Below are 24070 nucleotides of genomic sequence, written 5' to 3' on the forward strand. Positions count from 1 at the left end.
CAAAATGGGTATTGCACTGCCCGTACCTTGTTTATTCGACAATAGGAACACTTCACGCCACTTCCTGCGCCCATTCCCAATCCTCCTCGTCCTCTTCATTCGCCCGCGCCAGCGCCATCCGCACCACCGCTGCCAGACTCAACAGCCCCACCGACGCTGCCTCAGTCGGCCGCTGCCGCAGAAATAGCCGCACCAGGTATTCCACCAGCACAGCCGGAGCCGGCCGCTGGTCCAGCAGCGCCGGCAGCGTGGCCCGCCACTCCCAAGAAGCTCCCGGCCGGGTAACCACTAATTCCCGCACGGCCCCCGGCCTGGATTCCACCCGTACACCCAGCAACATTATCAAGTTTGCCATTTCGTTTCTGTAAAAACTGCCCAAATAATTTGATTCCTGATTCAAGGCGGTAACCGACTAACACCGCACCTGCCACAGCTCGCCCCATTTCGTGGTAAACGCCGGGCTCTTGGCCCCCCGCTTCATTCCCCACGGCTCTTGTTGGCCTGCAGTGGTCACGGCCGCGCCCACCCGCACCGCGCCGCCGCCATAGCGCTTGTTCAGCGCATCCAGCGCGCCCATCAGCTTGGCGCGCTCCGGCGAGCGGGCGGTATCCGCGAACAGCGCCGCCTGTTGGTTCGCACCCGCCCGCTCCAATCCATCCAGCACAATGCCGGCCTTCACGTACCGCATGCCAGGCCGCCACAGCCGCTCCAATCCCCGCCGCGCCCAGCCTGCCAGTACCAGCGTGTCATCCGTCGCTGTGGGCAGGGTCAGCTGCGCCGAAAAGGAGTAAGGCGGAGGCGTGTTGCCATATCGACTAGTCTCGATAAACACCGTCATCAGCCGCGCCGCCATACCCTGTGCCCGCAGCTTCTCACCCGCCCGCATTGTGCGGGTAGCCACCGCCCCGGCCACGTCTTCCAGCCGCGTCAGCACCTGCCCAAACGAGCGGGAGCAGCACAACGACTTGCGCGCCTCGTCTTCCACCGTCACGCTCGAGCACGGAAACCCCCGCAGCTCGTGCAGCATCCGCGCCCCCACCACGCCGCCCAGATTCTTTCGCGCCCAGGCATCGCCCACCCCTGCCAGCTGCGCGGCCGTGCGAATGCCCGCCGTGTGCAGCTTGGCCGCCGACCGGTACCCCACGCCCCACACGTCCTCCACCGCCACCTGCGCCAGCGCCTCGCGCCGCTGCTCCTCGTCGTCCAGCACCACCACCCCCGAGCCCGAGTTGGCCATCTGGTTGGCCAACTTGGCCAGTCGATTGGCCAACTTGGCCAAGGTCTTGGTCGGGGCCACGCCTACGCACACCGGAATACCGGTGCGCTGCCGAACCGACCCGCGCACGTCGCTGGCCCAGCCCACCAGGTCGAAATGTTGCTGCATGCCGTGCAAATCCAGAAAGGCCTCGTCAATCGAATAGATTTCCACCGCCGGAGCCCGCTGCTGCAGGTACCACATCACGCGCCGGCTCATGTCCCCGTACAGCTCGTAGTTCGAGGAGCAGGCCACCCCGCCGCGCCGTTCATACTCCTCCTTTACCTGGAAGTAGGGCACGCCCATTTTCAGCCCTAGCGCCTTGGCTTCCTGCGACCTAGCCACGACACACCCATCATTATTTGACAGCACCACCACTGGCCTGCCTTCCAGCTCCGGCCGGAAAACCCGCTCACATGAAGCGTAAAAAGTGTTGCAATCGACCAAGCCAAACATACGGCAGTAGGGTAGTGGGCCCGCTTCTTTGGGAAGGGGCCAGATTAATACCAGGAAGTCAGGTGCTCTTTGCCTAAGAAGCCAGGGGCTCCGTGGAGCCTACATAAATTATTGGGGCCGCACGTAGCTCAATCCCCGTCTTCCCTCGGTCACGAGAGGATGCAACACCAACACCACCACCCCAAAAATTCTCAAGTCATCCGCATTCCGCACCACAATGGGCTTGTAGGCTGGATTCTCCGCCACCAGCGCCACCGAGTCCACCCGCTGCGACAACCGTTTCACCGTGTACTCCCCCTCCACACAGGCTACCACAATGTCTCCGTCTTGCGCTTGCATGCTGCGGTCCACTGCCAGCACGTCGCCATCGTGGATGCCCGCGCCCGTCATGCTCTCGCCGTTGGCCCGCGCCAAAAATGAAGCGTCCGGGTGCCGCAGCATCAACCGGTTCAAATCCACCAGCTCCGATTCATAGTCGGCGGCCGGCGACGGAAACCCGCACGACAGCAACATATTCACCATCGGCAGCGGATGCACTGACAGCAGGGGATAGGCTTTACCCAGTAGAATGACCTGGTCCATCTGAAAATAGGTTAGGGTTGTTAAATATTGTAGACGGCTAAGCCCATTTAGTTGCTTAGCCGCCACAAGTATACGGCTTGACTAACAAATTTAGTTTACTATTGCTAAACACGCTAACAAATTTGGTTTTAACAAATTGAACAATAGCATAATAAAATTTAGTATACAGTCCCCGTAGTACTACTACAGCTTGAAGCCCGGCCCGTCTGCGCTAGGTACGCTACCAACTGCCCCGCACAGTTACTTTCGCAATCTGCCATGGCTCAATGTTACATCCATTTCCTGTCTCGAAACCCCGGTCTGTTAGCATTCCTGCTCTTGCTGCTAAGCGCGTGTGGCAGCAACCAGACCACCGAAACTGCTAAACCCCCGGAAGCGCCAGCTCCTCATTCCTATGTGCAGGCACTGCTTCGTACCGGTTTGGTTGCTGAGCAGCACCGCCGCTGGCTGCTGTTTGCTGACACCACCCGCCAGGACATGTACCAATTAGGCCACACGCCCCGAGAAGTGCGCTGGTGGCTGGCCAGCTACGAGGAGCGTATAGAGAAAAAGCTGACACTGGACCCCGATTCGTTGCAACTGTTCATTGCTACGGCGGAGCAGATGCGCCACCCGCCGCCACCACCGCCGATGGTCACCATCATTCGGTTTCCATCCACCCCGGCCGCCAAGGTCCGCGCCCACAAGCAGACCATTCACCTTACCCAGCAGCTTCAGCAAGCGGGCTTGCTTACCGCCGCCGAATACCGCCGGACCCTGCCACTGGCCACAGCCGGCGAATTCTACAGCCGCCGCAACTTGCTCATGACCGTGAATGAGATGGCCTTGGTTGCAGAGGGCCTGCAGCAGAGCGGCGACTTGCCGCCAACACTGCAGCGCCTTGGTTTACTAACCAAAGCACAGGCCCAGCAGCTAGCGCACGACCTGCGAGCGGGCGTATTCACCGACCCCGTGGAAGTGCTGCCCCGGCTGCCCTACGCCCGCTTGTTCAATCGGCGTCAATATCCCGCGGCGATGCTTCCCTACCTGGAGCAATTGCACCGCGACGTGGCGAAGCTCTTATCCGGGCTGCAATTTACCAACTTCCGGGCCTGGGTCATCACCCCCGGCGAAATGTCGACCTGCATCAACTGCGACGGCGCGGAAGACGTGCTGGTGCAGCTAAAAATTGGCACGAAGGAATACGCACAGCGCAGTGAGTGGCAGCCAAAATACAGCCTGAACGGAGGCAGCCAGCCGGAGATTGATGCCAACCAGTTCTACCACCTTTTCAACCAGGCCCTGGCCGACCAGGGTAGTCCTCACCGCTTGGTATTCGTAGAGTCTGAGCAGGCCAAGCACATTATTGGCGGGCAATTTGGCCTCTGGCGGATGACCGCCCCGCAAGCCGAGGCCCTGGATACCTTGGGTGCCTCCGCCCTGCAATTGGAGGCCTACGAAAGCTTCAAGATTCTGCCCACCGATACGGTCACGGCTGCCCTGCGCGCTTTTGAGGCGCTCGGCTTCCTGCGTCACCTGAGTCCCGCGCAACGTGCAGCTGCCGAAGCGCACCTGCACCAGGCCCGCCTTCAGTCACGCGAAGAAGTGCTGCATTACGTGCCCGGCAGTGTCGGTGAGTACCAGGGCGACCCCCAATACCGCAGCTGGTCCTATGCCCGCTTGCTGCAGGTACTGCGCCAAATATCCAGTGGCCGTTTCAGCCCGAGCCTAGTGCGCGACGGCTGCCAGCACGCCGACGGCACCCTGCGCTTTCAACTTGGAAACCGCGTTTATTCGACGCCCCTATACCAAGCCAATGAGTCGCCCGACCCGCGCTTGTTCCAGCTGGTGCAGCGGGCGTTGCGGGAGCAGCATATTCCGGGCAAGTTCTACCGGGTCAGTTTCGAGCTGGCGCAATCCAAGGGCATGGTGGTGAATTATGTCTTCCTCTCGCCCCCACAAGAGCGCGCCATCCGCCAGAGACACCTGCTGGACCTCACCGACCCGACGTTGAGCGATGAAGAGCGTTACGCCCTGGAAGAAGCGAGGGATTCTGCCTCTCAAAGCGGACAGTAATTTCTCGAAGGTGGCAAGCTGCTGGTAGTAACAGGTTCACACCTAACGCCCCTTGTAAAAGGCCTGCCGTACCCCCATCAGCAGCTGCTCGGTTGCGTCTTTACTCGGTGCGTCGGGCAGCGCGGAAGCCGCAAAGGCCGCTTCTACCCGCGTCACCAGTTGCTCGGCTGCGGCCACCAGCTCCTCGTATTCAAACTCCCCGCGACGTATTTGCAGCAGAAAGTCCCGGTTGGGCCGCCGCACGTGCAGCTGCCCGGTTTCGGCAATTTCCAACGCCATCTGCAGCAGGCGGAACACGTGCAGCATGTTCTTGGCGTCGTAGTTCTTGCCGTGCTGCACGGTGTTGGCGTACCGCTCGCCGTTGCGCTTCTCCACCCACTCCCAGTACTCGCGAAACACGCGGCAGTAGGTGCTGTAGCCGTTGCGGTTGAAGGAGAGATAGGCCACTGGCGCTTCGCCCTTGGGCACGGCCGAGAGCAGTACGTCCTGCGACGTGTCCGGGTCGCGCATCAAGCCGCGGTAGCCGTGGGCGCGTTCGGGCGTGGCGTCTACGAACAGGGCATACAAATCCACCAGGTGGGGCACGTTGACCAAGCCGCACTGCGCCGCGGTCACGTTTTTGCGGTCCAGCCATGTAGCCACGGGCTGCGCGCCTGCTCCGGCGGTCACGTAGCAGAAGTCCAGCACCGATTTGCGGGCCGGCGGCTCGGGGTGGTTGATTTTCTTATTCAGCCCCTTGGCCTTGCGGATTTGCGCCACCGCGTACTCGGCAAAGCTTTGGCGGCAGAGCTTGGAGAGAAAGGCACCGGCCTGGAACTGCGCAAACAGCGGGTGCTGGTACACCACGCAGTCAGCCGGCGTACCCAGCAGCTCCAGTACCGTTGGGTTATTCTTCAGCAGCAGTTCCACGAAGCGGCGCAGCTCGTAGAATACCTCGTCATTGGTTTCATTGGCTACCTGCGGTACGTAGTCCAGGCCAAAGAATTGGGCCTCCGGCAGCACAAACACGCCCTTGAGGTCAGTGTCTGAGTGCGGCAGGTTGGTGCCGTAAGCCCGGCTGCCGCTCACGGCTTCGAAAAGTATCAGGTTCTGCTCGCGCAGGTCGGCAATGGTCATAGGCGAATGTAGCGCGGACTTTTAGTCCGCTTCTCGCCCCACTACTCAGCACAGTTGCCACGGTGGGCGGCAAGCACTACTCCAAGCCCGTAAACCCAGTGGCAGCTTTACCTAGGGAAAGCCGCGTGCAGCAGCGTCCGAAATATCACATCCAGCTCACTTGCCGCGCTGCCGGCCCTGATAACCGGCAATGACTCCCGCGCCACCTGACCCGCCGCCAGCTCGTCCCGCAGAAACGCCGTCAATGCCTCGGGTCGCGCCACCACCGTTTTCTCGTTCGCCCCAGCCTTGCGCTGCAGTAGCTCGTCCACTTCGGTGTCCAAGGCCGAAGGCAACAGTACCCGCAGCGGGGTAAACTCCATGGGTGGTACCGTCTGCCGCTCCCGAATCCAGCGCGCCGCCAGGGCCGAACGCAAGGCGTAGAACAGCCGCTTTAAGCGCACGTCCTCGCCCGCTAAATCTTCCTCTACTCCGCGTCGCAATTGCCCCAGGTAATGGTGCAGCCCAGCTTTGAGATTGAACGTGGCCGGCAGCAATGGCCCCAGCTGCGCCTGAAAGTCTAGCGCCTCGTGATACAACACCGGCGACTGAAGCCACTCGAACAGCGCCGCATTCGACCCGCGTAGCAGCCGCAGAGCCTTGCGCAGCTCCCAGCCGGCTAAGTCCAGGTCCTCATCCACCGGAAAATCCAGGGTATCACGCCCCTCGTCCAGCGTCAGGTACCACTCCGCCGGGTGGCAGTAGATAAAGCGCACGTCGTAGTCCGAATCCGGCGAGGGAAACCCCCAGGCCCGGCTGCCCGACTCGCAGGCGTAGAGGATGCGGATGTCGTGGGAGGCTTCGAGGGCGGTGAGGGCGGTTTGGATGCGGGCGTGCATGGGCAAAATGGTTTGGTGAGCTCGGCATGATAGCACACTGAAAGCAGTAGAAGCCGCCGCCACGGCTTACTTTAGCGGCTTACTTCGCCAAAGATGAAAACGTATTCGCTGGACGGAGTTATCGAGCAGTACATCGGGTCTATCGGGACGCTTGAGCGTGACGCTTTTGAGGAGCCACTACGCTTCGGTCTGCTCGGCAAGGCCATCAAGGAAGCCCGCCTGAAACGCCACCTGACCCAACAGCAGCTCGGTGACCTCGTGGGCATGCAAAAGGCTCAGATTTCTAAGCTGGAAAATAGCCTGACCGATGCACATTTTGATACGGTGATAAAGGTTTTCAAGGCGCTAGATGCGAAAGCTAGTTTCAGCGTGGAGCTGCTGAATCAGACGATGCCAGTTGTGTAATCTTAATACCTGTAAGAAATTTTTCATAATCACCTACACCATGGAAGCACTAAATTTACAATTTCTCTATGGAAAAGAATTTTGGACTAAATTAGAATTTCTTCTAAAAAATGCTAGCGAGAGAGTTTTTATCCTGAGCGCTTTCATGGGTGAAAACACGTATAAAAAGTATATCAAATTTATTCCAGATGATGTGTTCATATTGACAGTATGTAGAGAGGATAGTTCATATAAGCCAGTGGAGTCGTTGAAGATAAATCATAAATATTTCCACGGCAAAATATATTTAATCGATAACACGATAATAATTGGCTCACAAAATTTATATGAGGCCAACAAGGAAGGCGAATTCAGTACACTTATTGAAACTGATTCATTTAATTCAAGCCTAATTCTCTATCAAGCGCTATTAAAAATAATTGAAAAAGAGCCTATCCAAGCAGAGCCAGTAGATGAGGATTTTATAAGCCTATATGAAGATGGCTGCCCTTTTTGTGGTCATTATATCGCCTCGGATTCTGTTTCGCTTCATACTTGTCCAGGATATGGCGGCGACTTCGTTTCAGACGACGATTGTGAATCTTATGGAGGCGATGGTTTCTGTAAGTACTGCTTACCTGAAAATCGCAGAAGTATTGGTGAAGCAATTTGCTGTGATGACAGCGGTTGTGGACTAGGTATTTCTCTAAAAACGAACTATTTACTTCATCATGCTATAAATCCTGTTACTAAAGAAGAATTTGATTTAGCAAGACAGTACCTAAGGCTATTCAATTTCTTTGCAAAGCAAGGAGAAGATGCTGTCGAAATATTTCATAAACTCGGCTTTGTTGGTGAAGTCTATAAAATAAATCATGAAAGAAAGCAACATAAACTTGTAAGTCATGATGTTGCTCAACGGATGGTAGCTAACCTGCAAAATAGGATAGCGAATAACCAATAACTATTCTACAACCGTGGGTCCACCGCTTCGCTTTCCAGTGCCAGCACCCCGAACACGCACTGGTGCACCTTGCGCAGGGGCTGACCGGCTACAAAACGCTCTAGCCCCTCCACCCCCAGCGCGAACTCGCGCAGGGCTAGGTTGCGCTTGGTTTTCACGTTGCGCTGCTTGAGACGCTCGAGGTTGCCGGGTAGCAGGTAGTCGGGCCCGTAGATGATGCGCAAGTACTCGCGCCCCCGGCACTTGAGCGCCGGCTGCAGCAGCCCCTTGCGGGTGCTGCTCACGAAGTCGTAGGGCTTCACTACCATGCCCTCGCCGCCGGCTGCCGTCAGTTCCGTCCACCACTGGATAGCAGCTTCCACCTCGGCTGGGTCGGCCAGGGGCACCACCCGGTAGGGCGTGGCCCGGAGCAGGCCCGGGTCGGCCAGGGCGAGCGTGCGCAGCGTTTCCATGTGCCAGGCGTGGTCGCGGTCAAAGTACGTCTTGCCCTCGGTGGCCAGCAGGTGAAAGGGCGCCAGCTTCAGGTCCTCGAGCGAATGCACGGGCCAGCAGTAGCGGCGGTATGCATCGGCGTAGTGGCCGGCGGCCTCGCGGCGCGCCACCGTGCGGGCCAGCAGGGCCTCGGCTCCGTCCAGGTCGCGGGCCGCTGCTTCCACCAGCACCGCTTCCACTTGGGGCAGGGCCGCACCGGCAGCAGCAGCCACGGCCGCGTATTGATTCTTGACCAATTCTTGCGCCTTGGCCGACCAGGGTAGTAGCTCGGCATCGAGGCACACCCAGTCGGTGTCGAATTTCTCCCAGAAGCCGGCTGTGGTCAGCGCGTCGCGCAGCCGGGCCAGAAACGCCGTTTCCAATTCGGGGTCAGTGAAGAAGTTGCGGCCGGTGCGGGTGTAGCACTTGCCGATGCCTTCGCCCACGAGCCCGAGCCGCCGCCGGATAGCTTCCTCGTCCTTGCCAAGCACGACGACCACGCGGCTGCCCATGTGCTTTTCCTCGCAAACCACCCGCTCCACGCCCAGCTGCTTGTAGTAGGCCAGGGCCTCGGCAGGGTGTTCGAGCAGGTCGGGCAGCTCCGAGGTTTCGGTGGGGGACATGGTGGGGGGAAGGTACAGCAGCCACTTGGGGTGCAAGGCAAAGCGCGACATCACCTCCAGGGCGGCCACCGCGTTTTCTTCGCGAATGGTCACCCCGCGCATGAGGCGGGTTTCGATGAACTGCTTGCCCGTCACGTCGCGGATGTCGAGCAGGTCGTCGTCTTGCTGCTGCATGGTTAGCTCGCCCTCGCCGGCCGCGCCCTCTGCCAGCAGCGCGGCGGCCCGGTAGTTGAGCGGCCGTGCCGGCTCGCAGTATACTCGCGCCGCGGGCACCGTCACCAGCTCGCGCTCGGGGTAGCGCAGCGCCGTCAGCCGGCCGCCAAATACGCAGCCCGTGTCCAGGTCGATGGTGTTGTTGAGCCACTCCGGGTCCGGCACCGGCGTGTGGCCAAAGGCCACCATGGCCCGTCCCCGGTACTCGCGGGCCCACTCGTACCGCACGGGCAAGCCGAACTCGTCAATCTCGCCGGTGCTTTCGCCAAACAGCGCGAAGGCCCGCACGGCCCCCGAGCCGCGGCCCTGCATCTCCTCGGTCAGGCCCGCGTGGGCCACCACCAGCTTGCCGCCGTCGAGCACGTAGTGGCTCACCAGTCCGTCGAGGAACTGCCGCACCTGCCCGCCAAAGGCCGCCGGCTCCAGCTCCATCTGCGCCAGCGTTTCGCCCAGCCCGTGGTTCACGGTCACTTTTTTGCCGTTGAGGTGGCGCAGCAGCTTGATGTCGTGGTTGCCGGGCACGCAGAGCGCGCTGCCGTCCTTCACCATGCTCATCACCAGGCGAAGGACCTGCGGCGAGGCTGGGCCCCGGTCCACCAGGTCGCCCAGAAACACCGCCCGCCGCCCGGCCGGCGGCGTTACCCGCACACCTAAGTCCCGGTCGTCCGCCACGGGTTCGGCTTCCACATGATAGTCCATCTGGCCAAGCAGCGCCAGTAACTCGTCGTAGCAGCCGTGCACGTCCCCGATGATGTCGAAGGGCCCGGTTTCTTCCTTGCGGTTGTTGTAAAGCCGGTCGCGGACGATGCTTTGCACTCCGTCAATTTCCTCCACGCCACGCAGGTGGTGAATGTGCCGAAACCCTTCCTGTTTGAGGTTGCGCAGGCTTTTGCGCAGTTCCTGGCGGTGCCGGGCCACCACGTGCGGCCCCATGTGCTTGCGGTCCGGCCGCAGCGCGTTGCGCTCGTGCGCCACGCCTTCGGGCACGTCGAGCACGATGGCCACGGGCAGCACGTGATACTGCCGGGCCAGGGCCACCAGCGGCTTGCGCCCTTCGGCCTGCACGTTGGTGGCATCGACGACAGTGAGCAGCCCGCGCTTCAAGCGCTTGGCCACCAGGTAGTGCAGCAGCTCAAATGCGTCTTTGCTGGCCGACTGGTCGTTTTCGTCGTCGGCCACCAGCCCCCGGCAGGCATCCGAAGAGACGATTTCCGTGGGCTTGAACAAGCGCCGGGCGAACGTGGACTTTCCTGCGCCCGTGCTGCCGATGAGGAGAACGAGGGAGAGTTCGGGGAGCTTGAGGGTATCTTGGGGCATAAAAACAGACGCGGACGGTAGTTGCAGGCTACAAGATTAGGCACAACTACCCACTATTGACGCTTTACTATGAAGGTTGGCAAGCAATTCAACACGCTCACCCACGGGGAGTACCTGCACCTAATTGAGCACCACAAGAAGTTCACGGACTTCAACACCCTCGGGCTGTTCCGCTCCATTGTGGAAACCACGAAGCTGAGCCTTGAACAGAAGCTAGAGCTGCGGCAAGTGGCTATTGCCGCGTTTCCGAAGACGTTTGATTTCCTGCAATTGAAAGACCCCCAGACCTATTTCAACGTGAGTACGTTGGGTGAAACGTTAACCGAAGCCGATGAAAATCAGGTGTGGGAAAACATCAAACGAAATCAGCAGAAAATTTGGGAAAACAAGCGGCTAGGCCACCGAAATTTCGGTACATACTCCAAGCATATCTGTGGCTATGATACCTGCCATCTAAACGGAATGATGATTCGACAAGGCTCTCACCTGGAGTATGGCGGGCCAATGCATTTTCACTCGGATAACCATAGCTGGTCCAAGCCAGCAAAAGCTGCGCGGTACAAACAGGAAAGAAAATCAAAACAGCAGCTGATTGCTAAGCGGATTATAGAGGCCTGATGCCACCCGCATGGACAAGTACCAATCCTCCGCTCACGAAAGCGAGATTCTACCCAACCTACTAGGCCTGACCGATGCCTCGTCCATCGGCTTGGCCGAGTTTGAAGGCTTCCTGCGGGCCGACATCGTGTTGACGGAAGCCCTCACGTCCGCCACCACCTTCACCTTGCCGTACCTATTGGCCATGCACCGGCTGGCGCTCGGGCACCTCTATGCCTTCGCGGGCCGCTACCGCGAGGTGAACATCTCCAAGGGCGGCTTTGCGTTTCCCGCTGCTCGTTTTTTGCCAGCATCCATGCAGCAATTTGAGCGTGACTGGCTCCATCAGGCGTTGCCCGCCGACCCGAACGCCTTGCTTGACCGGGTGGGAGCGGTGCACGGCGAGCTGCTGTTTATTCACCCGTTTCGAGAGGGCAACGGGCGCACCGCCCGCTTATTGGCCAATCTGATGTTGGAGCAGCAGGGCCACGAGCGGCTGCGGTGGGAGCGAATCGACGAAGCGTCGTTCCCGCGCTACGTGGCCGCGGTGCAACAAAGTGGCCTCGGCAACTACGCGCCCATGCAAGCCCTTATGCGGATACTTTCCCCAGGCTAGCTTCCACCTTGCGCAAGGCTGCCTGCGCCTGCTCGGCCGATACCTGGATGCCCTCGATGCGGAATGAGGCCCGGAGGGCTTCGGCAATCTGCTGGCGCTTGGCAGTCTGGCGGGTAACAGTGGGGGTAGGCTTCATCTGTAAATGGCTTAGAATGGCAAGGTAGCAACATCGGCCATTCGGTGCCCGGTTCCGTTCGCTACCAACGCCTGACAGACTTCCGGCGACAAAATTTCAGTGGGCTAAAACAAGTGCCGCGCAAACATTGACTTGCCCAGGCCCGTGCTGTCAATAAGGAGAATAAGAGAGAGTTAGGAGAGCTTGAGTGTGTTTTGGGGCATCGGAAGGAATGAGAAGGCTAACTGACACGCTAACTTTGAAACGTGGCCAATGAGTTTGTTGGGCATTAGAACTTGAGTGAAAAGCCCCGCAACTTACAGTACCATGGATGTTTTTATTTGTGAAACACGCGGCCAGAACAAGCCTTTATATTGGTTAATAGAAAGGCCTACACCTAAAGAAGGACGTGCCCTAGTTAACATTTACAGCTGCTCAAGTCGCATCTGGGCTCAAAATCAGACTAAAGACCGAATGGTATCCGTCTGTAATCCTGAACGTGGGGATAAGTATTGGGATTTCCAATGGCAGGAAGATGTCAAATTTGAGTACTGGCTCACAATAGATGTTGACGGAGAGTCAAATTGTTATTATATCAAGTCTCATTATGAATCCTACTCTATTAAGTATGGTGATGAATCTTTGCACAAAGACTATCAGCGTTTTGAAACTATCGAGAGTGAATTCTCTCTCTATTCAATAACTTTGATTTCGCACTTGCCTGACCTGATTAAATTCGCTGTTATGGTAGCTGCTTCCCAAGGAGTACGTGTAACACTTGACGGTCTTGATGAATCATATCTTTAGTTTTTCTCAATAAAAATGGTGCGCCCCGACTCAAACACTGCCATCTGCGAGGGCGGCCCAACGCCCTCCACTTCCTCGCCCATCGCCACAATCCGCACCTGATATCCGTGCCATTCGGCCACGCCCGCAGCCCAGGCCGCAAACTCGGCGCGGGTCCATTCGAAGCGGTGGTCGTCGTGGCGGAAGTCGCCGGCGTTAAGCTTGTCAAATAGCTGGTTATAGTCCGCGTTGGGCGTGGTCACAAAGACATGCGCCGGCCGGGCTTGCCCGAACACCACGGCCTCCAGCGCTGCCAGGCGGTTTTCGTCGAGGTGCTCAATCACTTCCACCAGCGCCGCCGCGTCGAACCCAGCCAGCCGTTCGTCCCGATATAGTAGCGACCCCTGAATCAGTTCGATGCGGGTACGCTGGCGCGGGGGCATCTCGTCCAGATGCAGCCGCTGCGCCGCCCGGCTCAGCGCCTGGTGCGACACGTCCATGCCTAGAATGAACTCAATCTTGTGCTGGCGCAGCAGTAGGCGCAGGAGCTTGCCCTCGCCGCAGCCCAGGTCCAGCACGCGCTTGGGCCCGAGCTGGTAGATTTCGTGGGCCACCTGCTGCAGCCGCTGGTCGTGCAGCGACAGCTTCGGCTCGGCGCTTTCCGCCGCTACCGTCTGGTCCGATGCTGGCACTACTGCTTTCTCGGTTTCATCGGGTACTGCTTCCAACGGGGCTTCTTCCACTTCGTCGCCTTCCATCAGCCGCAGCAGCGTCGGATTTACGATGCCAGCCAGGTAGCGCAGGTACCGCCGCGTGATGAAGCCTCGCTCCGGGTGTTGCGGCAGCCACTCGCCGCCGCGGTGCAGCAGCTTTTCGGCCTCGTTCTCGCCGATGTAGTAGTGCTTGTCGTTGTCGAGCACCGGCAGCAGCACGTAGAGGTGGGTGAGCACGTCCTGCAGGCGCAGGCCCTCGTGGCGCAGGTGCAGGGTGTAGTAGCGGCTGTCGCCCCATTCGGGCACGGTGGGGTCGAGCAGGGTGGTTTCAATCTCCACCTCGTAGCCCAGCGGCTCGAAGAGACGCCGCGGCCAGTCCGGACCGGGTGCCGACACCACGGCCACCTTCACTTCCAGCGGCAGGGCCTGGGCAGGCAGGTTCGGCCGGTCCTTACACGTGCCGTTCATGGCCGTGCCGAATGCTTTGCTCAAGGCTGCGCTCAGGAAGGACGAGGCTACGTAGGGCCGGTCGTTCACGTATTGCTCCAGGGCAAAACCTTCGCCGGATGCCCCGCCCCGTCCACGCACCAGGCCCACGGGGTCAAGGTCGAGCAGCAAGGCCGCCGTGCACCGTTCCGCCGTAGCTTCGGGGTAAAACACGTGGGCCACGCCCCCGGCCACTTCCACGCTTTGCAGGCGAGCCGGGTTCTTATGCAACAGGTAGCCGAGGTCGGTAGCGGGCGAGTAGGAGGTAGTAAGCGTCAGGAGCATGAAAACAGGGGAAGAGCCAACAGGAAGCCGAATGTAGCCACTGCGCCCCGGCTCTGCCTAACCCACAGCAACAGGACATGCTAGGAAACGAAACGAGCGGACTATTTGGCCCGCTCGTTTCGTTTCCGCCCTACACCTCAAAATGCGGCCTGTCCTTGAATTTGGGCCAGTCGCCGCCCCAGCGCACCCGCGCATCGGCCGCTTTCATCAGCCGGGCAAACTTGCTCAGCAGCAGCCCTGACCACGACACCGACCCATCGGCCAGCAGAAACGCCACGTCCAGCGCCCGGCTCGGCAGCGTGTTGTGTTTCGACTCGCCGCCGCGCTTGTACGTCACCACCGGCCCCGGCGCGCTCCGCCCACGGGTATACAGCTCATCCTGCCGTTCCGGACTCCGGTAGCCTTCCGTCACAATCGGCAACCCCAGTAGCCGCAGCACCGGGTCGCCCGACCAGCGCCGCAGCGCCACCTGGTACGCTGCTACCAGCTCCGGCCGTACCTCCGCCAGCCGCGCCGCTTGCCGTACCATCTGCGTCACGTTCAGCCGCGGGGCTACCCGCTTGACTGGTACTCCTACCGGCCGTGGCGTCCCGCTCCCAACCGGCTGGTCACTCAATGCCGCCGTTGCCATTTCGTTCGTCGCTACCGGTTGAATCCTTGCGGGTTGGCCGGGCTTCCACCGGTACCCTCACTACTTCCTCGGGCTGCTGCAGGGTCTTGCGTACCGTCGCCCAAATGGTCACAATAGCTACCAGCGCCTGAATTATCAGCCGTCCGTAGTTCTCGATGGCCGTCGGGTCGGGCGGCACCAATTCGTTAGTGGCCACCTGCCCAAGCAAGGCCGTCATTCCAATGTGGGCCAAGTGCCCGGCTTTCGTGCTGCTGAACATATGCGTATTGTCTAAAAAAGTTGCTTGTCACTATTGACCTTACAAATTTACACTAAATAGACAATTTTGGTTGCACATATCAGATGGCTTTATTCATGTCAATATAATTGCACTTTTAATAGTCAAAAAATTGGCGTGTTGAGTGACATGCAGGAGTTGGGCGGGCCCCCGGCCCTCCGCGCTGCTCCGGGCCGGGGTCAGGCTGTCCAGGGGTCCGCTAACGCTGCCGTGCTGCGCACCACTCCCGTTGGTCGTGCCCTTCCCATCCTTCCCGCATTCCCCCGATGCTGCAGCTGCTGAGTGCGACGACCGCCCTACGCTCCGGCCCACCTCATTTCGCTCCCTGCGCCAACGCGGCGCACCGTTCATCGCTCCTGGCGTCCCTCTGCACTAAGCTTGCTATGGCTCCGGTCGCTGCATTCGGCCAGCCTCCGCTACCGAAAACCCACCCCACGGCCCGCTTCCCGATGGTCAGCCAGCCGTCCACCGCCAACCCACCGCACCGCTGTCGTGCCGCGCAAGGCCCAAAAAGGCCCTCACGCCGCCCGCCAGCACCCCATGATGCGGCCGCAGGCCACCGGCTGGAAAACGCCGGCCACCTGCCCCCAAATTCTGCGTTCAGGCCACGCAGGCCAAAGCATTAGGCCCGCTTCGCGGAGGGTTTCATTGGGGAGGGCCCCAAGCCCCCGCCATCATGCCCCGGCTGACGCCCGGTCATCTTCCTCGGGTTCTGCAGCCTCCCGTTGGTCGGCCGCTCCACCCTCAAGCGGCCGGCTCCGCCGAGTATCCATTGGGGGCCTCAGCCCGCCCCCAAGCCCCTAGGGCAAGGCATTTAGGCTGTTGTGTCAGCGCCTGCCCGGTGCCGTTTCCGGTCGGGTAGGGGGCCGCTAGTCCAGGGGCAGCAGCTCCACCTTGCGGCCCAGCCGTCGGGCGGCCTTCAGCGCGCTCAGCGTGCCCTTGCTCCGGCCATCCCACACCACCAGCACCAGCGCGGCCCGCTTCACTATCTCGGCGTTGCGCACGTGGGTAGCGGCCGTAGGGCCGTGGGCGGCATAGTCCGGACGCAGCTCGGTCAGCGGCACCCCGTGCGCCCGGGCCCAGCTTGCCGCCAGGGCATCCACGCCGGCGGCCCCGCCGCTCACTACTTCCGCCGGCTCCAGTTCGGCTAGCCGTGCCAGCAGCGCAGCACAGCTTTTCACGCCCCGGCTACCCACCACCGCCACTACTTGATTTTTGTTCTTTTCCATGTTTAAAGATACAAAGAAAATACTTGCAGTGAAACAAACTTTTATAAATGTTTAGTTTGTAATTACAAATTTTGTTTGTATCTTTAGAGAGTAGAAAGGAAGGACCTAGCTACTCGCCCACCCGGAGGCCTACGGCGCGGGCACCCCACGGCTAACTCTTACAGCCATGCAACCCAATCAACTTTTGCAGCTCGCCGCTGCTGCTTGGAAAGGCCCCGCCCTCTGCCCGTTCGCCGGCATTTGGGTATCGCAGTCTGCCGCCACCTACGACCAGGGCGGCACCTCCTGGTACATCAGCCTCAAGCTGGCCCAGCAGCCCGCCGAAGGGCAGCCCCGCCCGGACTTCAAAGGCACCGGTAAGTGCCCGTTTCATGCGCTGCGGGAGGCCTTCCGCTCCATGCGCGCCGCGTACCCCGGCTATGCCTTCGGGGCCGTGTGGGAGGTTCTCAAGGCCGAGGATGAGTTTGCCGGCGTGCTGGCTCATGCTTAGCCTAGTTCTAGCCCCAGCCGCGCCCGCCACGGGTGCGGCTGTTGGCCAAGCTGCAATCAAAATGGCTGCCTTGCAGGCCACCCTGGCCCGGTTGGCAGCCAAGTATCCGCCCCGGCCGCAGGTAGCGCCCGCGCCCACGCCGGCTCCCATCAACCCGGCCGCCACCGCCGCCCGCCACGCGCTGGCCCGTGCCCATTCGGCCATGTTCGATGCCCGTGCCGCCAAGTATGCGCTACGCGACGACTACCGCCCCCAGGCCGGCCGCTTCGCCCAGCTGCGTGCTGCCATCATCCGCTGCCGCGAGGCTCAGGCCGCTTACAAAGCCGCTGCCGCCGCTTTCCACGCCAGCCCCGCCGGTGCCGCTTTGCAGGCCGCCCGCGCCAAGTACCCCCGCTTTTAGTCACCCGGCCCGCGCCCTTGCCAGCGCGGGCCCTAAAGCCCGCATCATGCAATACGAACCAACGGAGGCCGAGCTAAACGGTCTGAGCGGCGATGAAATGGCCGCTGATGAAGCCCAGGCCGCCTACTACGAGCAGCAAGAGGAGTGGGAACGCCAGGCCCACTACCACCACGAGCAAGAGCAAGAAGCGTGGGAGGAGGGCAAATACGAGCAGATGATTTTCGAGGTCGAAGGCTACTAGCAGCCCGCCTCACCATTCCCATTCTTTCACCAGGGGCCGCCAAGCCGGGCGGCCCCACCAAAAACCACTCCATCATGTCAAAAACCGCTACTACCTACCAACCTCAATTGCTCGACCCGCACAGCGCCCAGCCGCAACCGGTCAGCCCCGCCAACGGCCGCAGCTTCAAGCTGGCCGAGTTGTACCGGCTGCTCGATTGCCAACTGGTCGATGTCATCCGCCTCACGCCCGAACTGATACTCATTATCGACGACGAGGGCAAGTTTCGCAACCCCGCTTACCTCAATCTGGTGGCCACCTACCTGTGGTACCACCACCAGCCCGAGGCGCGGGGCGTCGACAGCATCGTGGGCCGCGCCATCCTGTGCCACGATAAGCAATTCAAGTAGCATGCCCACGGCGAAGGGGCCGGCCGCCAACAGGCCCCACCTTTTTCATTTCCAACCCACAACCATTTCCCATCATGTCCACCAAAGTAAAAGCCCAACGCACCGCCACCACCGAAGCCGGTGCCGCATCCACCACCGCCACCGAGGCCCCCATGTTCACGCTCAGCGGCCCCATTACCGCCGTGCCTGCTTACCTCACCGAGAAGCTGGACGAGTCCACCGGCGAGCTGGCCCAGGTCTCGCGCTTTCGCTACCTGCCCGGCCATCCGCGCCAAGTGCGTTTCGACGCCAAGGCCGGCCAGTTCAACATTGGCGGCACCGTGCTGCTTGGTAACTCGCTTTCCTTCATTCCGCTGGCCTGGCGCGTGTTCCAGGACGACATTCTGAATATGGGCCGCAAGCTGTGGGCCGAGCTGTTTTTTGCCGATGAGAAGGGCGCCATCTGCGCTGTGCTCTTCCACGGTTACAGCGTGGAAAACCTATACCGTCTCATCGAGCCGCTGTTTTACGACGACCTCACCCTGGCCGACGTGACGGTAAAGGTCACCGCCGAGAAGAAGCAGACCACCAAGGACGGCAAGACGGCCACTTACTACATCGCCCAGTTCAGCTACGAAGCCGCCGACGCGGCCGAGGTAGCCGCCCGCCGCGACTTCGCCCGCGACTTTCCCATCTGGCGTGCCGAAACCTACACCGGTGCCGCTGACCTGCGCATCCAGCACGGCTACACCGTGCCAGCCCAGGACGACCCCACCAGCCCGGAGCCGGCCGCTGCTGAGCTGGCTGCTTTGCCCCAGGCCGCCTAATGCCCCGGCCCCCGCGGTGCACGCCGTGGGGGCCAACCGGCTACCCATTCATTTTATACTATGCCCAATGAATACCACCGCCCACATGCCGCAGCTGTCCATCGAGCAGCCGGCCCGCGACGATGCCGAGGCCGCCTTATTGGTCCGGCTAGCCGAACTGTTAAAGGATGCCTACCTACTGCCTGACCTGCGCGACGTCGCCCCGCAGATACGCCAGCTCTTCCCCGAGCCCGCTTATCTGGTCGGCTGCGGCAGCTCCCACATCTGGCTACACCGCGCCGCCGACCCCAACCGCCTAGCCCTAATCCGCTAATCTTACTCCTTACCCGTCATGTTTCACGCCCTCATCCATCACCCCGACCTGACCCAGGCCCAGCACCGGGCTTTACCTCACGTCAGCAACACCGACCTGAGCATCCTTAAAAACGAGCTGCTAGGCCAGCCACGCCAACTCAACGCCGTGGCCCTGGCTTACGGCTCCCACTTTCACACGGCTGTGCTGGAGCCCACCACCTACGGCCGCACCGAGGAGCGCGGCATCAAGTGGGCCGACCTGGAGACGCTAGCCCGCCAGGTGCGCCGCCAACGCTACTGCCGCGACCTGCTCTACCGAGGCCAGGCCGAGCAGTCCTACACCGCTACCCACACGGCCACCGGAGTAGGAGTGAAGCTGCGCCCCGACCTGTTGGTGCGCAGCCGCGCCGGCCGCCAGCTCACGCTCATCGATTTCAAAACGACCAGCAGCCCCGACCTCGCCCACTTCCTGACCACCATCGAGAAGTACGATTACGACCGCCAGGCCGCCCTTTACCTCGACGTGCTCGGGGCCACGCGCTTTCTCATCATCGGCGTGCAGAAGAAGGCACCGCACGAAGTGTGGCGCGTCGAGCTAACGGCCACGCCTGGCCTCATCGAGCAGGGCCGCAAGAAGTACGCGGCGCTGCTGCGCCACCACGCCCGCCAAGCCGGCTGCTTATCTGTTCCGCTCTACACACCCGCGCCGTTGGCGCTGGCCGCCTAACTTACCACCGTTCATTTCACCCATTCCCTTTTCAGGTCCAACATGGCAACCTTCCAAATCTTCCAGAGCAGCGGCCAGCATTGGTACCGCCTGCGCGCCGACAACGGCGAAATCGTTCAATCCAGCGAAGGCTACACCACCAAAGCCAGCTGCCATAACGGCATTCAGAGCGTCAAGGCCAACTGCCAGCCCCACCGCTTCCAGTCGTTTCTGGAATCTGGCCAGTACGGTTTCAATCACGTGGCCGCCAATGGCGAAATCATCGGCCGCAGCGAGAAATACACCACCGCTCAGGCCAGAGACCATGGCATTCAGGTTGTGTTGCGCGAAGCTCTAGAAGCCCCTATAGAGGACCTCAACTGACTTTGTTTGTATTAACTATTGTTTTAGCTGATGGCATCCGCTTTTACACAGCTTATCTGAAGTCTGCTGCCACCGCTCACTCCGAAGCAGTGACTGTGTGGTTGGTGCTGACAGTCATATCTACCGTACTGATTATTTATAAACCCGCCGGTAGCATGCCGGTGGGTTTTTTACTGCTGGTATTTACCATTTGCAGCTTGCAGCCGCTCCGATATTCTTGCACGAAGGCTCGAAGGCGCTAAAACCTCCAAATCCTCCCCAAAACCTAAAAGCAGCGTTTCCAACTCTTGCGTTGGGATTACCTTAAGGCTCACTTCTATAAATTCTGCGTTTTCGACTTCCAGCCGTTGGCTTGGATGCAGGGGCTTTGTACGCACATAACGTCCTCTGCCTGCCCGAAACCGCAGTAACACTCGTTCCACAACGCTACCTTCAGACGGCACCGACACTCCTACAACATCCGCAAAACGCGCTTCAATATCTGCCGGCGGAGGGACATAGGTAGCATTCGTGACTGGTTCCAACCCCTCGATACGGTCCAGTGCAAAGTTGCTCACCCCGGCTCGTCCCGTGCCTGTACCAATCAAAAACCAGCGGTGATTATACTGCTTCAGTAAGTAGGGCTGCACGTGAATTTCGTAGGCTTCTGGCGCATCAAAAGGTCGGTATCGTAATGCCAGCATCTGTCTCTCCCGAATAGCTTGGTACAGCGGACCCAACAAATGGGCTCCAGCATAATCCGGTACCTGTTCGAACCATACTAGTTGCCGAGAGGTCTGCACATCCGGCCGCGCCTGCAAATGCTCCTCCACGCGTTTCACAATATCCCCCAGCTCATCGCCAAGCCCCAGACCCTGAAACTGTTGGAGCATCGCTAAGGCTTGTCGAAGCACAGGAGCGTCGTTGCTAACCAAGGGACTATTGCGGATAGAGTAAGTGGGGTCGGAGTAGAAGTAGCCCTTAGAGTCGCGGTCGTATTCAATCGGTGCTTCGTAGCCGGTCATGCCTCCTGGTCGCATCTGTTTGATGTCCTCCTGTACCTGACGCTTGCTGATGCCACCTTCCCGGCCAACTCCAAAATCGGCCATCTTTTCGCTTATGAACTCCATCAAGGCCTCAATGGGCCAAGGACGCTTTCGGCGAAGTAGACATTCGTCAATCCATCCGTAGCGAGCAAAGGCGTTTTTATTGATGGGCATAAATTTTTGAAAATTCTTTTCGCAACGCAGAAAGGCTGCATTGGCAGCCTGTTGGTTTGTATCATGAACCAACCCGCTACCCCTGCTGCCGCGCTTCACGCCGCCCAAAGTACGCAACCCCTCGCCTCCGGCTTTGAGAGGGCCGTTTGCACCTGCCCGCGTTGCGGTGGGAGTGGTTACCTGTCACATTATCGTCACATCGAGCAGGGACGGTGCTTCCGGTGCTACGGCACTGGCCAGTTATCAGTAGTGAGGGCCGCATAAAAATGTTAGGCTTTATGGCAATGCAGATACACTGCATTGCAGCCTTTCACCTTTGTATCCACTTCACGAAACGAAACTACTGCGGTAGTTCTCCCGCTGTCGCGTTACTTGCGGCAGCAATTGAAATCCTTTGGCCGCCGAACTGCGGTGGCCGCTCGCTCTTTGAAAGTATCTGCGTTAGGGCTTTTGACCCCGTGCGGCGTTGCGCCGCGCCCGTTTAAACAACGGCAGTAATGACAGTAAACGAAATTGATTAAAATGATTTAATTGATTTTTTGTCATTATTATCTTTTTGAATAGTTGATGATTTTTATCAATTATTTATTTCTTATACAATAAGTATAGGATATGAAAATTCCCAGCAGATACTTTCAATTGAGTAATTTGTTTTTGTTGCTTAATTCCCACTATGTTCGTTCATGTACCTTCTTCTACCAATAATGGGGCTGTTCAGCCTGCATCGGGACCGGTAACGGAAGCAGTTTTGGCGACAAATTTCCGCCTGATTACTGATGTACACCAGTTGGCTCAGGTATTAAACTCTGCGCTTCTGTTGGACTTGGCTGAAAATCCTACACACCAGGACAAACCAATTTCGGCCAAGCTGCTGAACTATTACGCTTACCACAAAAAAGAAACACGCTACCGCACCTTTCAGATTCCGAAGCGCACCCGCGGTGAGGTTCGCACCATCAAAGCCCCCGACCGGGGCTTACTGCGTTTGCAGCGACTGTTGCTGTCCTGCCTGACTGCTGCTTTTACAGGCAACCACCCAGCCTCTCACGGCTTTGTGCCCGGCCGTAGTATCCTCACCAATGCGCAGCCCCATGCGGGCCACCGCTTTGTGCTTAATTTGGATTTACGCGACTTCTTTCCCAGCACTTCCATTGGGCGAGTGATAGCCGTGTTGCAATTGCCACCCTTCGGTCTTGTCAAGGAAGTGGCCTATCTCATTGCCAACCTCTGCTGTGACCAGGGTTGTCTACCACAGGGCGCCCCCACCTCACCGCTGCTCACAAACGTTGTATGTCAGCGCCTTGACCGGCGTTTGCAGCAGTTGGCTATCCGCCACCGCTGTACCTACACCCGCTATGCCGATGACCTCACGTTCTCTTCCAACCGCCCGGTATTTCGAGACCGGTTTCATCAGGAACTGAACACTATTATTGCGGAGGAAGGATATCAGCAAAACCAGCAGAAACAACGGCTGCAAACTCCTGAATTTCGCCAAGAGGTGACTGGTGTCGTGATAAACGAACGCCCCAACGTACCCCGTGAATATGTGAGGCAAATCCGAGCCATGCTACACAATTGGGAAACCAAAGGCTACGAAACCGCTGCCGCGACATTACGTGAGAAATACACAATCAGCAAGGCTAAAGCCCGGCACAAAGGCCAAGTGCCCAAAATAGAGCGTGTGCTCGCAGGCAAAATTGCCTATTTGGGTATGATACGAGGGAAGAACGATGCACTATTTCTGGAATTATCCATGAAACTGATGCAAGTAATGAAAAAGCAAAAACTGTAGCATGGAAAACTTTGCAGAAATCGTTTCACAGCTTGAATCAGCTAAAGTTAACATAGCTGAGGTTGCCCGTAAGTTGAAGCTTCAAATTTTTGAGCTTGAAGTCAATTCAGCGCGATATGATTTTATTGCTCGAGACCATCCTAACAAGTTTGTTAAAGACAAGAATATTGCCCTTCGTGACCGGATATTAGTATGTTATCACAGAATGATGGCGCACGAGTTAAGGTTGGTGAAGGAGTCCGACGCGCTTCGATTTGAAAACATTTGTCGAAATGCGCAAATGCAAATGGAAGGTTTATTTACCTATTTTTATAACTTTCATTACAATGACAATGTCAAGCAATTCGTGGAAGCATATAACTTGTATATTTCAGAAATTAATGCATCACATGGTCAAAACTTCAGAGAAATTCAGCGAGACTATTGGTGGAAGGTGACTTTTGCTGATAAGTACACACTTTTTCAAAAGTTCACTGAAGATGCTGACCTTACAAACTTTTTGAAGGTACTAGCTAAATATCGTAATTCGATTTCACATGTTGGCTATGTTGAAAAAACGAAAGGCAACAACAAGGATGCGGATTCTATCTTGTTTGAAAAAAACGCAAACGTCATCGCGGTGTTGTATGCCTTAGAAAAGCTTTCAGAATATGTCGAATTCAACACTCTAAAAGTAAACACTAACGTGAAAGCTGAGGCTCCTGCGCAAGTGGAAGCTTCTGCGCAGGCACAAGCGGAGGCACAAGCGGAGGCAGAAGCTCAGCCTCCGGCGCAAGCACAAGCGGAAGCTCCTGCGCAGGCGGAAGCTCAGCTTCCGGTACCAGCAGAGACTCCGGCAAAGGAGCAGATAGAAGCTCAGTCTCCGGCACCAGCGGAAGTTCCGGCGCAAGCACAAGAGAAGAGTATTAACTCTCCTTCCGAAATATCTGTAGAGACTAAAAATAAGGCTCAACCTACCCTAAGCAGTCCAAACACACGTGAATTTGAGGGAATACTTAACGTGCCTGATAAGATTGAAAGGTGGGGGTTTGCTGATAATGTATATATTCCAGCAATGTTGGTCAAAAACAATGGGTGGGAGACAGGCCAATTAATACAAGGGACTGCCAAATTGAGCTTTAATGCGAAAAAGAATTGTGATACATGGAAGGCATTAAACGCTAGTGCTGTTCCAAAGGCAGATAATGCTCAGGAATTGCCGAATTCATAAAGAACTGGTCTCGGGAGGCTAGCGTTTCTATTGCGGAGCTATGCAGGCGTATACAAGCTTAAATACATTGCATACAACGTCGTTGAATCACATGAATCTGTATACTTCAC

At 58.4% G+C, this 24070-nt stretch carries 28 protein-coding genes; 16 read left to right on the forward strand and 12 right to left on the reverse strand.

The features are described 5' to 3' along the window. Positions 1-52 precede the first annotated feature (52 nt). From GM79_RS01520 to umuD, 3 genes are all read right to left on the reverse strand, one after another. Positions 53-355, reverse strand: a complete 303-nt coding sequence (locus tag GM79_RS01520; protein WP_035558092.1) for a hypothetical protein — start codon at positions 353-355, stop codon at positions 53-55. A gap of 57 nt (positions 356-412) precedes the next feature. Then, a complete protein-coding gene (locus tag GM79_RS01525; RefSeq protein WP_035558095.1) occupies positions 413-1711 on the reverse strand; it encodes a Y-family DNA polymerase in 1299 nt (432 codons plus the stop codon). 108 nt (positions 1712-1819) lie between these two features. Further along, a complete protein-coding gene (gene umuD / locus GM79_RS01530) occupies positions 1820-2248 on the reverse strand; it encodes a translesion error-prone DNA polymerase V autoproteolytic subunit (RefSeq protein WP_235183890.1) in 429 nt (142 codons plus the stop codon). Positions 2249-2611: 363 nt separating this feature from the next. On the opposite strand from umuD, the gene GM79_RS01535 reads away from it, so the two are divergent. Continuing rightward, the gene (locus tag GM79_RS01535; protein ID WP_152559773.1) at positions 2612-4348 is read left to right on the forward strand and encodes a hypothetical protein; all 1737 of its coding nucleotides are present in this window, start codon (positions 2612-2614) and stop codon (positions 4346-4348) included. A gap of 42 nt (positions 4349-4390) precedes the next feature. Here GM79_RS01535 and GM79_RS01540 read toward each other — a convergent pair whose 3' ends face one another. Then, entirely contained in the window at positions 4391-5464 is a 1074-nt protein-coding gene (locus GM79_RS01540; protein WP_035558100.1) for a DNA polymerase beta superfamily protein, read from the reverse strand. Between the two features lie 107 nt (positions 5465-5571). Continuing rightward, complete coding sequence (locus GM79_RS01545) at positions 5572-6342, reverse strand: DNA polymerase beta superfamily protein (RefSeq protein ID WP_035558103.1); 771 nt, start codon at positions 6340-6342, stop codon at positions 5572-5574. A gap of 93 nt (positions 6343-6435) precedes the next feature. On the opposite strand from GM79_RS01545, the gene GM79_RS01550 reads away from it, so the two are divergent. Further along, positions 6436-6747, forward strand: coding sequence for a helix-turn-helix domain-containing protein (locus GM79_RS01550; RefSeq protein ID WP_035558108.1), 312 nt, complete (start codon positions 6436-6438; stop codon positions 6745-6747). A 40-nt stretch (positions 6748-6787) separates the two neighbouring features. After that, positions 6788-7690, forward strand: coding sequence for a hypothetical protein (locus GM79_RS24515; protein WP_152559774.1), 903 nt, complete (start codon positions 6788-6790; stop codon positions 7688-7690). Between the two features lie 5 nt (positions 7691-7695). Here the strand turns inward: GM79_RS24515 and GM79_RS01560 are convergent, their stop codons facing one another. Next, positions 7696-10314, reverse strand: coding sequence for a polynucleotide kinase-phosphatase (locus GM79_RS01560; protein ID WP_035558114.1), 2619 nt, complete (start codon positions 10312-10314; stop codon positions 7696-7698). Between the two features lie 69 nt (positions 10315-10383). Here GM79_RS01560 and GM79_RS01565 point away from each other — a divergent pair, with 69 nt between their 5' ends. Together GM79_RS01565 and GM79_RS01570 are read left to right on the forward strand one after the other, a co-directional pair. After that, on the forward strand, positions 10384-10932 hold the full coding sequence (locus GM79_RS01565) for a hypothetical protein (RefSeq protein ID WP_035558117.1): 549 nt from the start codon (positions 10384-10386) through the stop codon (positions 10930-10932). Between the two features lie 10 nt (positions 10933-10942). Then, on the forward strand, positions 10943-11527 hold the full coding sequence (locus tag GM79_RS01570; protein ID WP_035558120.1) for a Fic/DOC family protein: 585 nt from the start codon (positions 10943-10945) through the stop codon (positions 11525-11527). Here the strand turns inward: GM79_RS01570 and GM79_RS25280 are convergent. Next, a complete protein-coding gene (locus GM79_RS25280) occupies positions 11502-11663 on the reverse strand; it encodes a hypothetical protein (protein ID WP_161787096.1) in 162 nt (53 codons plus the stop codon). The two genes, GM79_RS01570 and GM79_RS25280, sit on opposite strands and share 26 nt — an antisense overlap. A gap of 306 nt (positions 11664-11969) precedes the next feature. On the opposite strand from GM79_RS25280, the gene GM79_RS24520 reads away from it, so the two are divergent. Then, positions 11970-12449 carry a hypothetical protein gene (locus GM79_RS24520; protein WP_152559775.1) on the forward strand — a complete coding sequence of 160 codons (480 nt, stop codon included), beginning with the start codon at positions 11970-11972 and terminating at the stop codon, positions 12447-12449. Here the strand turns inward: GM79_RS24520 and GM79_RS01575 are convergent. From GM79_RS01575 to GM79_RS01590, 4 genes are all read right to left on the reverse strand, one after another. Continuing rightward, a complete protein-coding gene (locus tag GM79_RS01575) occupies positions 12446-13912 on the reverse strand; it encodes a 3' terminal RNA ribose 2'-O-methyltransferase Hen1 (protein ID WP_035558124.1) in 1467 nt (488 codons plus the stop codon). The two genes, GM79_RS24520 and GM79_RS01575, sit on opposite strands and share 4 nt — an antisense overlap. A gap of 130 nt (positions 13913-14042) precedes the next feature. Then, positions 14043-14441 (reverse strand): M15 family metallopeptidase, encoded by a 399-nt coding sequence (locus GM79_RS01580; RefSeq protein WP_051718365.1) that lies wholly within the window; start codon positions 14439-14441, stop codon positions 14043-14045. A 79-nt stretch (positions 14442-14520) separates the two neighbouring features. Next, positions 14521-14802, reverse strand: coding sequence for a hypothetical protein (locus tag GM79_RS01585; RefSeq protein ID WP_035558126.1), 282 nt, complete (start codon positions 14800-14802; stop codon positions 14521-14523). A gap of 887 nt (positions 14803-15689) precedes the next feature. Then, positions 15690-16049, reverse strand: a complete 360-nt coding sequence (locus tag GM79_RS01590; protein WP_051718366.1) for an SLOG family protein — start codon at positions 16047-16049, stop codon at positions 15690-15692. 166 nt (positions 16050-16215) lie between these two features. On the opposite strand from GM79_RS01590, the gene GM79_RS01595 reads away from it, so the two are divergent. From GM79_RS01595 to GM79_RS01630, 8 genes are all read left to right on the forward strand, one after another. Then, on the forward strand, positions 16216-16539 hold the full coding sequence (locus tag GM79_RS01595) for a hypothetical protein (RefSeq protein ID WP_152559776.1): 324 nt from the start codon (positions 16216-16218) through the stop codon (positions 16537-16539). Between the two features lie 61 nt (positions 16540-16600). Further along, positions 16601-16939, forward strand: a complete 339-nt coding sequence (locus GM79_RS01600; protein ID WP_035558132.1) for a hypothetical protein — start codon at positions 16601-16603, stop codon at positions 16937-16939. Positions 16940-16985: 46 nt separating this feature from the next. After that, the gene (locus tag GM79_RS01605) at positions 16986-17180 is read left to right on the forward strand and encodes a hypothetical protein (RefSeq protein WP_035558134.1); all 195 of its coding nucleotides are present in this window, start codon (positions 16986-16988) and stop codon (positions 17178-17180) included. 74 nt (positions 17181-17254) lie between these two features. After that, positions 17255-17569, forward strand: a complete 315-nt coding sequence (locus GM79_RS01610) for a hypothetical protein (protein ID WP_081867489.1) — start codon at positions 17255-17257, stop codon at positions 17567-17569. Between the two features lie 74 nt (positions 17570-17643). Then, positions 17644-18375, forward strand: coding sequence for a hypothetical protein (locus GM79_RS01615; RefSeq protein ID WP_235183891.1), 732 nt, complete (start codon positions 17644-17646; stop codon positions 18373-18375). Between the two features lie 67 nt (positions 18376-18442). Further along, entirely contained in the window at positions 18443-18688 is a 246-nt protein-coding gene (locus GM79_RS01620) for a hypothetical protein (RefSeq protein ID WP_035558142.1), read from the forward strand. A gap of 18 nt (positions 18689-18706) precedes the next feature. Continuing rightward, on the forward strand, positions 18707-19396 hold the full coding sequence (locus GM79_RS01625; protein WP_035558145.1) for a PD-(D/E)XK nuclease-like domain-containing protein: 690 nt from the start codon (positions 18707-18709) through the stop codon (positions 19394-19396). A gap of 42 nt (positions 19397-19438) precedes the next feature. After that, a complete protein-coding gene (locus GM79_RS01630) occupies positions 19439-19759 on the forward strand; it encodes a YegP family protein (protein ID WP_035558148.1) in 321 nt (106 codons plus the stop codon). A 170-nt stretch (positions 19760-19929) separates the two neighbouring features. Here GM79_RS01630 and GM79_RS01635 read toward each other — a convergent pair whose 3' ends face one another. Beyond that, a complete protein-coding gene (locus tag GM79_RS01635) occupies positions 19930-21057 on the reverse strand; it encodes a helix-turn-helix transcriptional regulator (protein WP_152559777.1) in 1128 nt (375 codons plus the stop codon). Positions 21058-21631: 574 nt separating this feature from the next. Between GM79_RS01635 and GM79_RS01640 the strand changes: the two genes are divergently transcribed. Next, positions 21632-22750, forward strand: coding sequence for a reverse transcriptase domain-containing protein (locus GM79_RS01640; RefSeq protein ID WP_081867491.1), 1119 nt, complete (start codon positions 21632-21634; stop codon positions 22748-22750). A 1-nt stretch (position 22751) separates the two neighbouring features. Next, a complete protein-coding gene (locus GM79_RS23555; RefSeq protein ID WP_072008495.1) occupies positions 22752-23960 on the forward strand; it encodes a hypothetical protein in 1209 nt (402 codons plus the stop codon). Positions 23961-24070: the final 110 nt, after the last annotated feature.

This window comes from Hymenobacter sp. IS2118 (assembly GCF_000715495.1).
Taxonomy (GTDB): Bacteria; Bacteroidota; Bacteroidia; order Cytophagales; family Hymenobacteraceae; genus Hymenobacter.

Excerpts from the sequence above, each read along its gene's own strand:
- GM79_RS01590 (WP_051718366.1), bottom strand. The coding sequence starts at position 16,049 with ATGGAAAAGAACAAAAATCAAGTAGTGGCGGTGGTGGGTAGCCGGGGC.
- GM79_RS01640 (WP_081867491.1), top strand. The coding sequence starts at position 21,632 with ATGTTCGTTCATGTACCTTCTTCTACCAATAATGGGGCTGTTCAGCCT.
- GM79_RS24515 (WP_152559774.1), top strand. The coding sequence starts at position 6,788 with ATGGAAGCACTAAATTTACAATTTCTCTATGGAAAAGAATTTTGGACT.
- GM79_RS01605 (WP_035558134.1), top strand. The coding sequence starts at position 16,986 with ATGCAATACGAACCAACGGAGGCCGAGCTAAACGGTCTGAGCGGCGAT.
- GM79_RS01600 (WP_035558132.1), top strand. The coding sequence starts at position 16,601 with ATGGCTGCCTTGCAGGCCACCCTGGCCCGGTTGGCAGCCAAGTATCCG.
- GM79_RS01550 (WP_035558108.1), top strand. The coding sequence starts at position 6,436 with ATGAAAACGTATTCGCTGGACGGAGTTATCGAGCAGTACATCGGGTCT.
- GM79_RS24520 (WP_152559775.1), top strand. The coding sequence starts at position 11,970 with ATGGATGTTTTTATTTGTGAAACACGCGGCCAGAACAAGCCTTTATAT.
- GM79_RS01525 (WP_035558095.1), bottom strand. The coding sequence starts at position 1,711 with ATGTTTGGCTTGGTCGATTGCAACACTTTTTACGCTTCATGTGAGCGG.
- GM79_RS25280 (WP_161787096.1), bottom strand. The coding sequence starts at position 11,663 with ATGAAGCCTACCCCCACTGTTACCCGCCAGACTGCCAAGCGCCAGCAG.
- GM79_RS01630 (WP_035558148.1), top strand. The coding sequence starts at position 19,439 with ATGGCAACCTTCCAAATCTTCCAGAGCAGCGGCCAGCATTGGTACCGC.
- GM79_RS01620 (WP_035558142.1), top strand. The coding sequence starts at position 18,443 with ATGAATACCACCGCCCACATGCCGCAGCTGTCCATCGAGCAGCCGGCC.
- GM79_RS01615 (WP_235183891.1), top strand. The coding sequence starts at position 17,644 with ATGTCCACCAAAGTAAAAGCCCAACGCACCGCCACCACCGAAGCCGGT.
- GM79_RS01585 (WP_035558126.1), bottom strand. The coding sequence starts at position 14,802 with ATGTTCAGCAGCACGAAAGCCGGGCACTTGGCCCACATTGGAATGACG.
- GM79_RS01560 (WP_035558114.1), bottom strand. The coding sequence starts at position 10,314 with ATGCCCCAAGATACCCTCAAGCTCCCCGAACTCTCCCTCGTTCTCCTC.
- GM79_RS01610 (WP_081867489.1), top strand. The coding sequence starts at position 17,255 with ATGTCAAAAACCGCTACTACCTACCAACCTCAATTGCTCGACCCGCAC.
- GM79_RS01570 (WP_035558120.1), top strand. The coding sequence starts at position 10,943 with ATGGACAAGTACCAATCCTCCGCTCACGAAAGCGAGATTCTACCCAAC.
- GM79_RS01520 (WP_035558092.1), bottom strand. The coding sequence starts at position 355 with ATGGCAAACTTGATAATGTTGCTGGGTGTACGGGTGGAATCCAGGCCG.
- GM79_RS01565 (WP_035558117.1), top strand. The coding sequence starts at position 10,384 with ATGAAGGTTGGCAAGCAATTCAACACGCTCACCCACGGGGAGTACCTG.
- GM79_RS23555 (WP_072008495.1), top strand. The coding sequence starts at position 22,752 with ATGGAAAACTTTGCAGAAATCGTTTCACAGCTTGAATCAGCTAAAGTT.
- GM79_RS01540 (WP_035558100.1), bottom strand. The coding sequence starts at position 5,464 with ATGACCATTGCCGACCTGCGCGAGCAGAACCTGATACTTTTCGAAGCC.
- GM79_RS01625 (WP_035558145.1), top strand. The coding sequence starts at position 18,707 with ATGTTTCACGCCCTCATCCATCACCCCGACCTGACCCAGGCCCAGCAC.
- GM79_RS01595 (WP_152559776.1), top strand. The coding sequence starts at position 16,216 with ATGCAACCCAATCAACTTTTGCAGCTCGCCGCTGCTGCTTGGAAAGGC.
- GM79_RS01575 (WP_035558124.1), bottom strand. The coding sequence starts at position 13,912 with ATGCTCCTGACGCTTACTACCTCCTACTCGCCCGCTACCGACCTCGGC.
- GM79_RS01545 (WP_035558103.1), bottom strand. The coding sequence starts at position 6,342 with ATGCACGCCCGCATCCAAACCGCCCTCACCGCCCTCGAAGCCTCCCAC.
- GM79_RS01580 (WP_051718365.1), bottom strand. The coding sequence starts at position 14,441 with ATGGTACGGCAAGCGGCGCGGCTGGCGGAGGTACGGCCGGAGCTGGTA.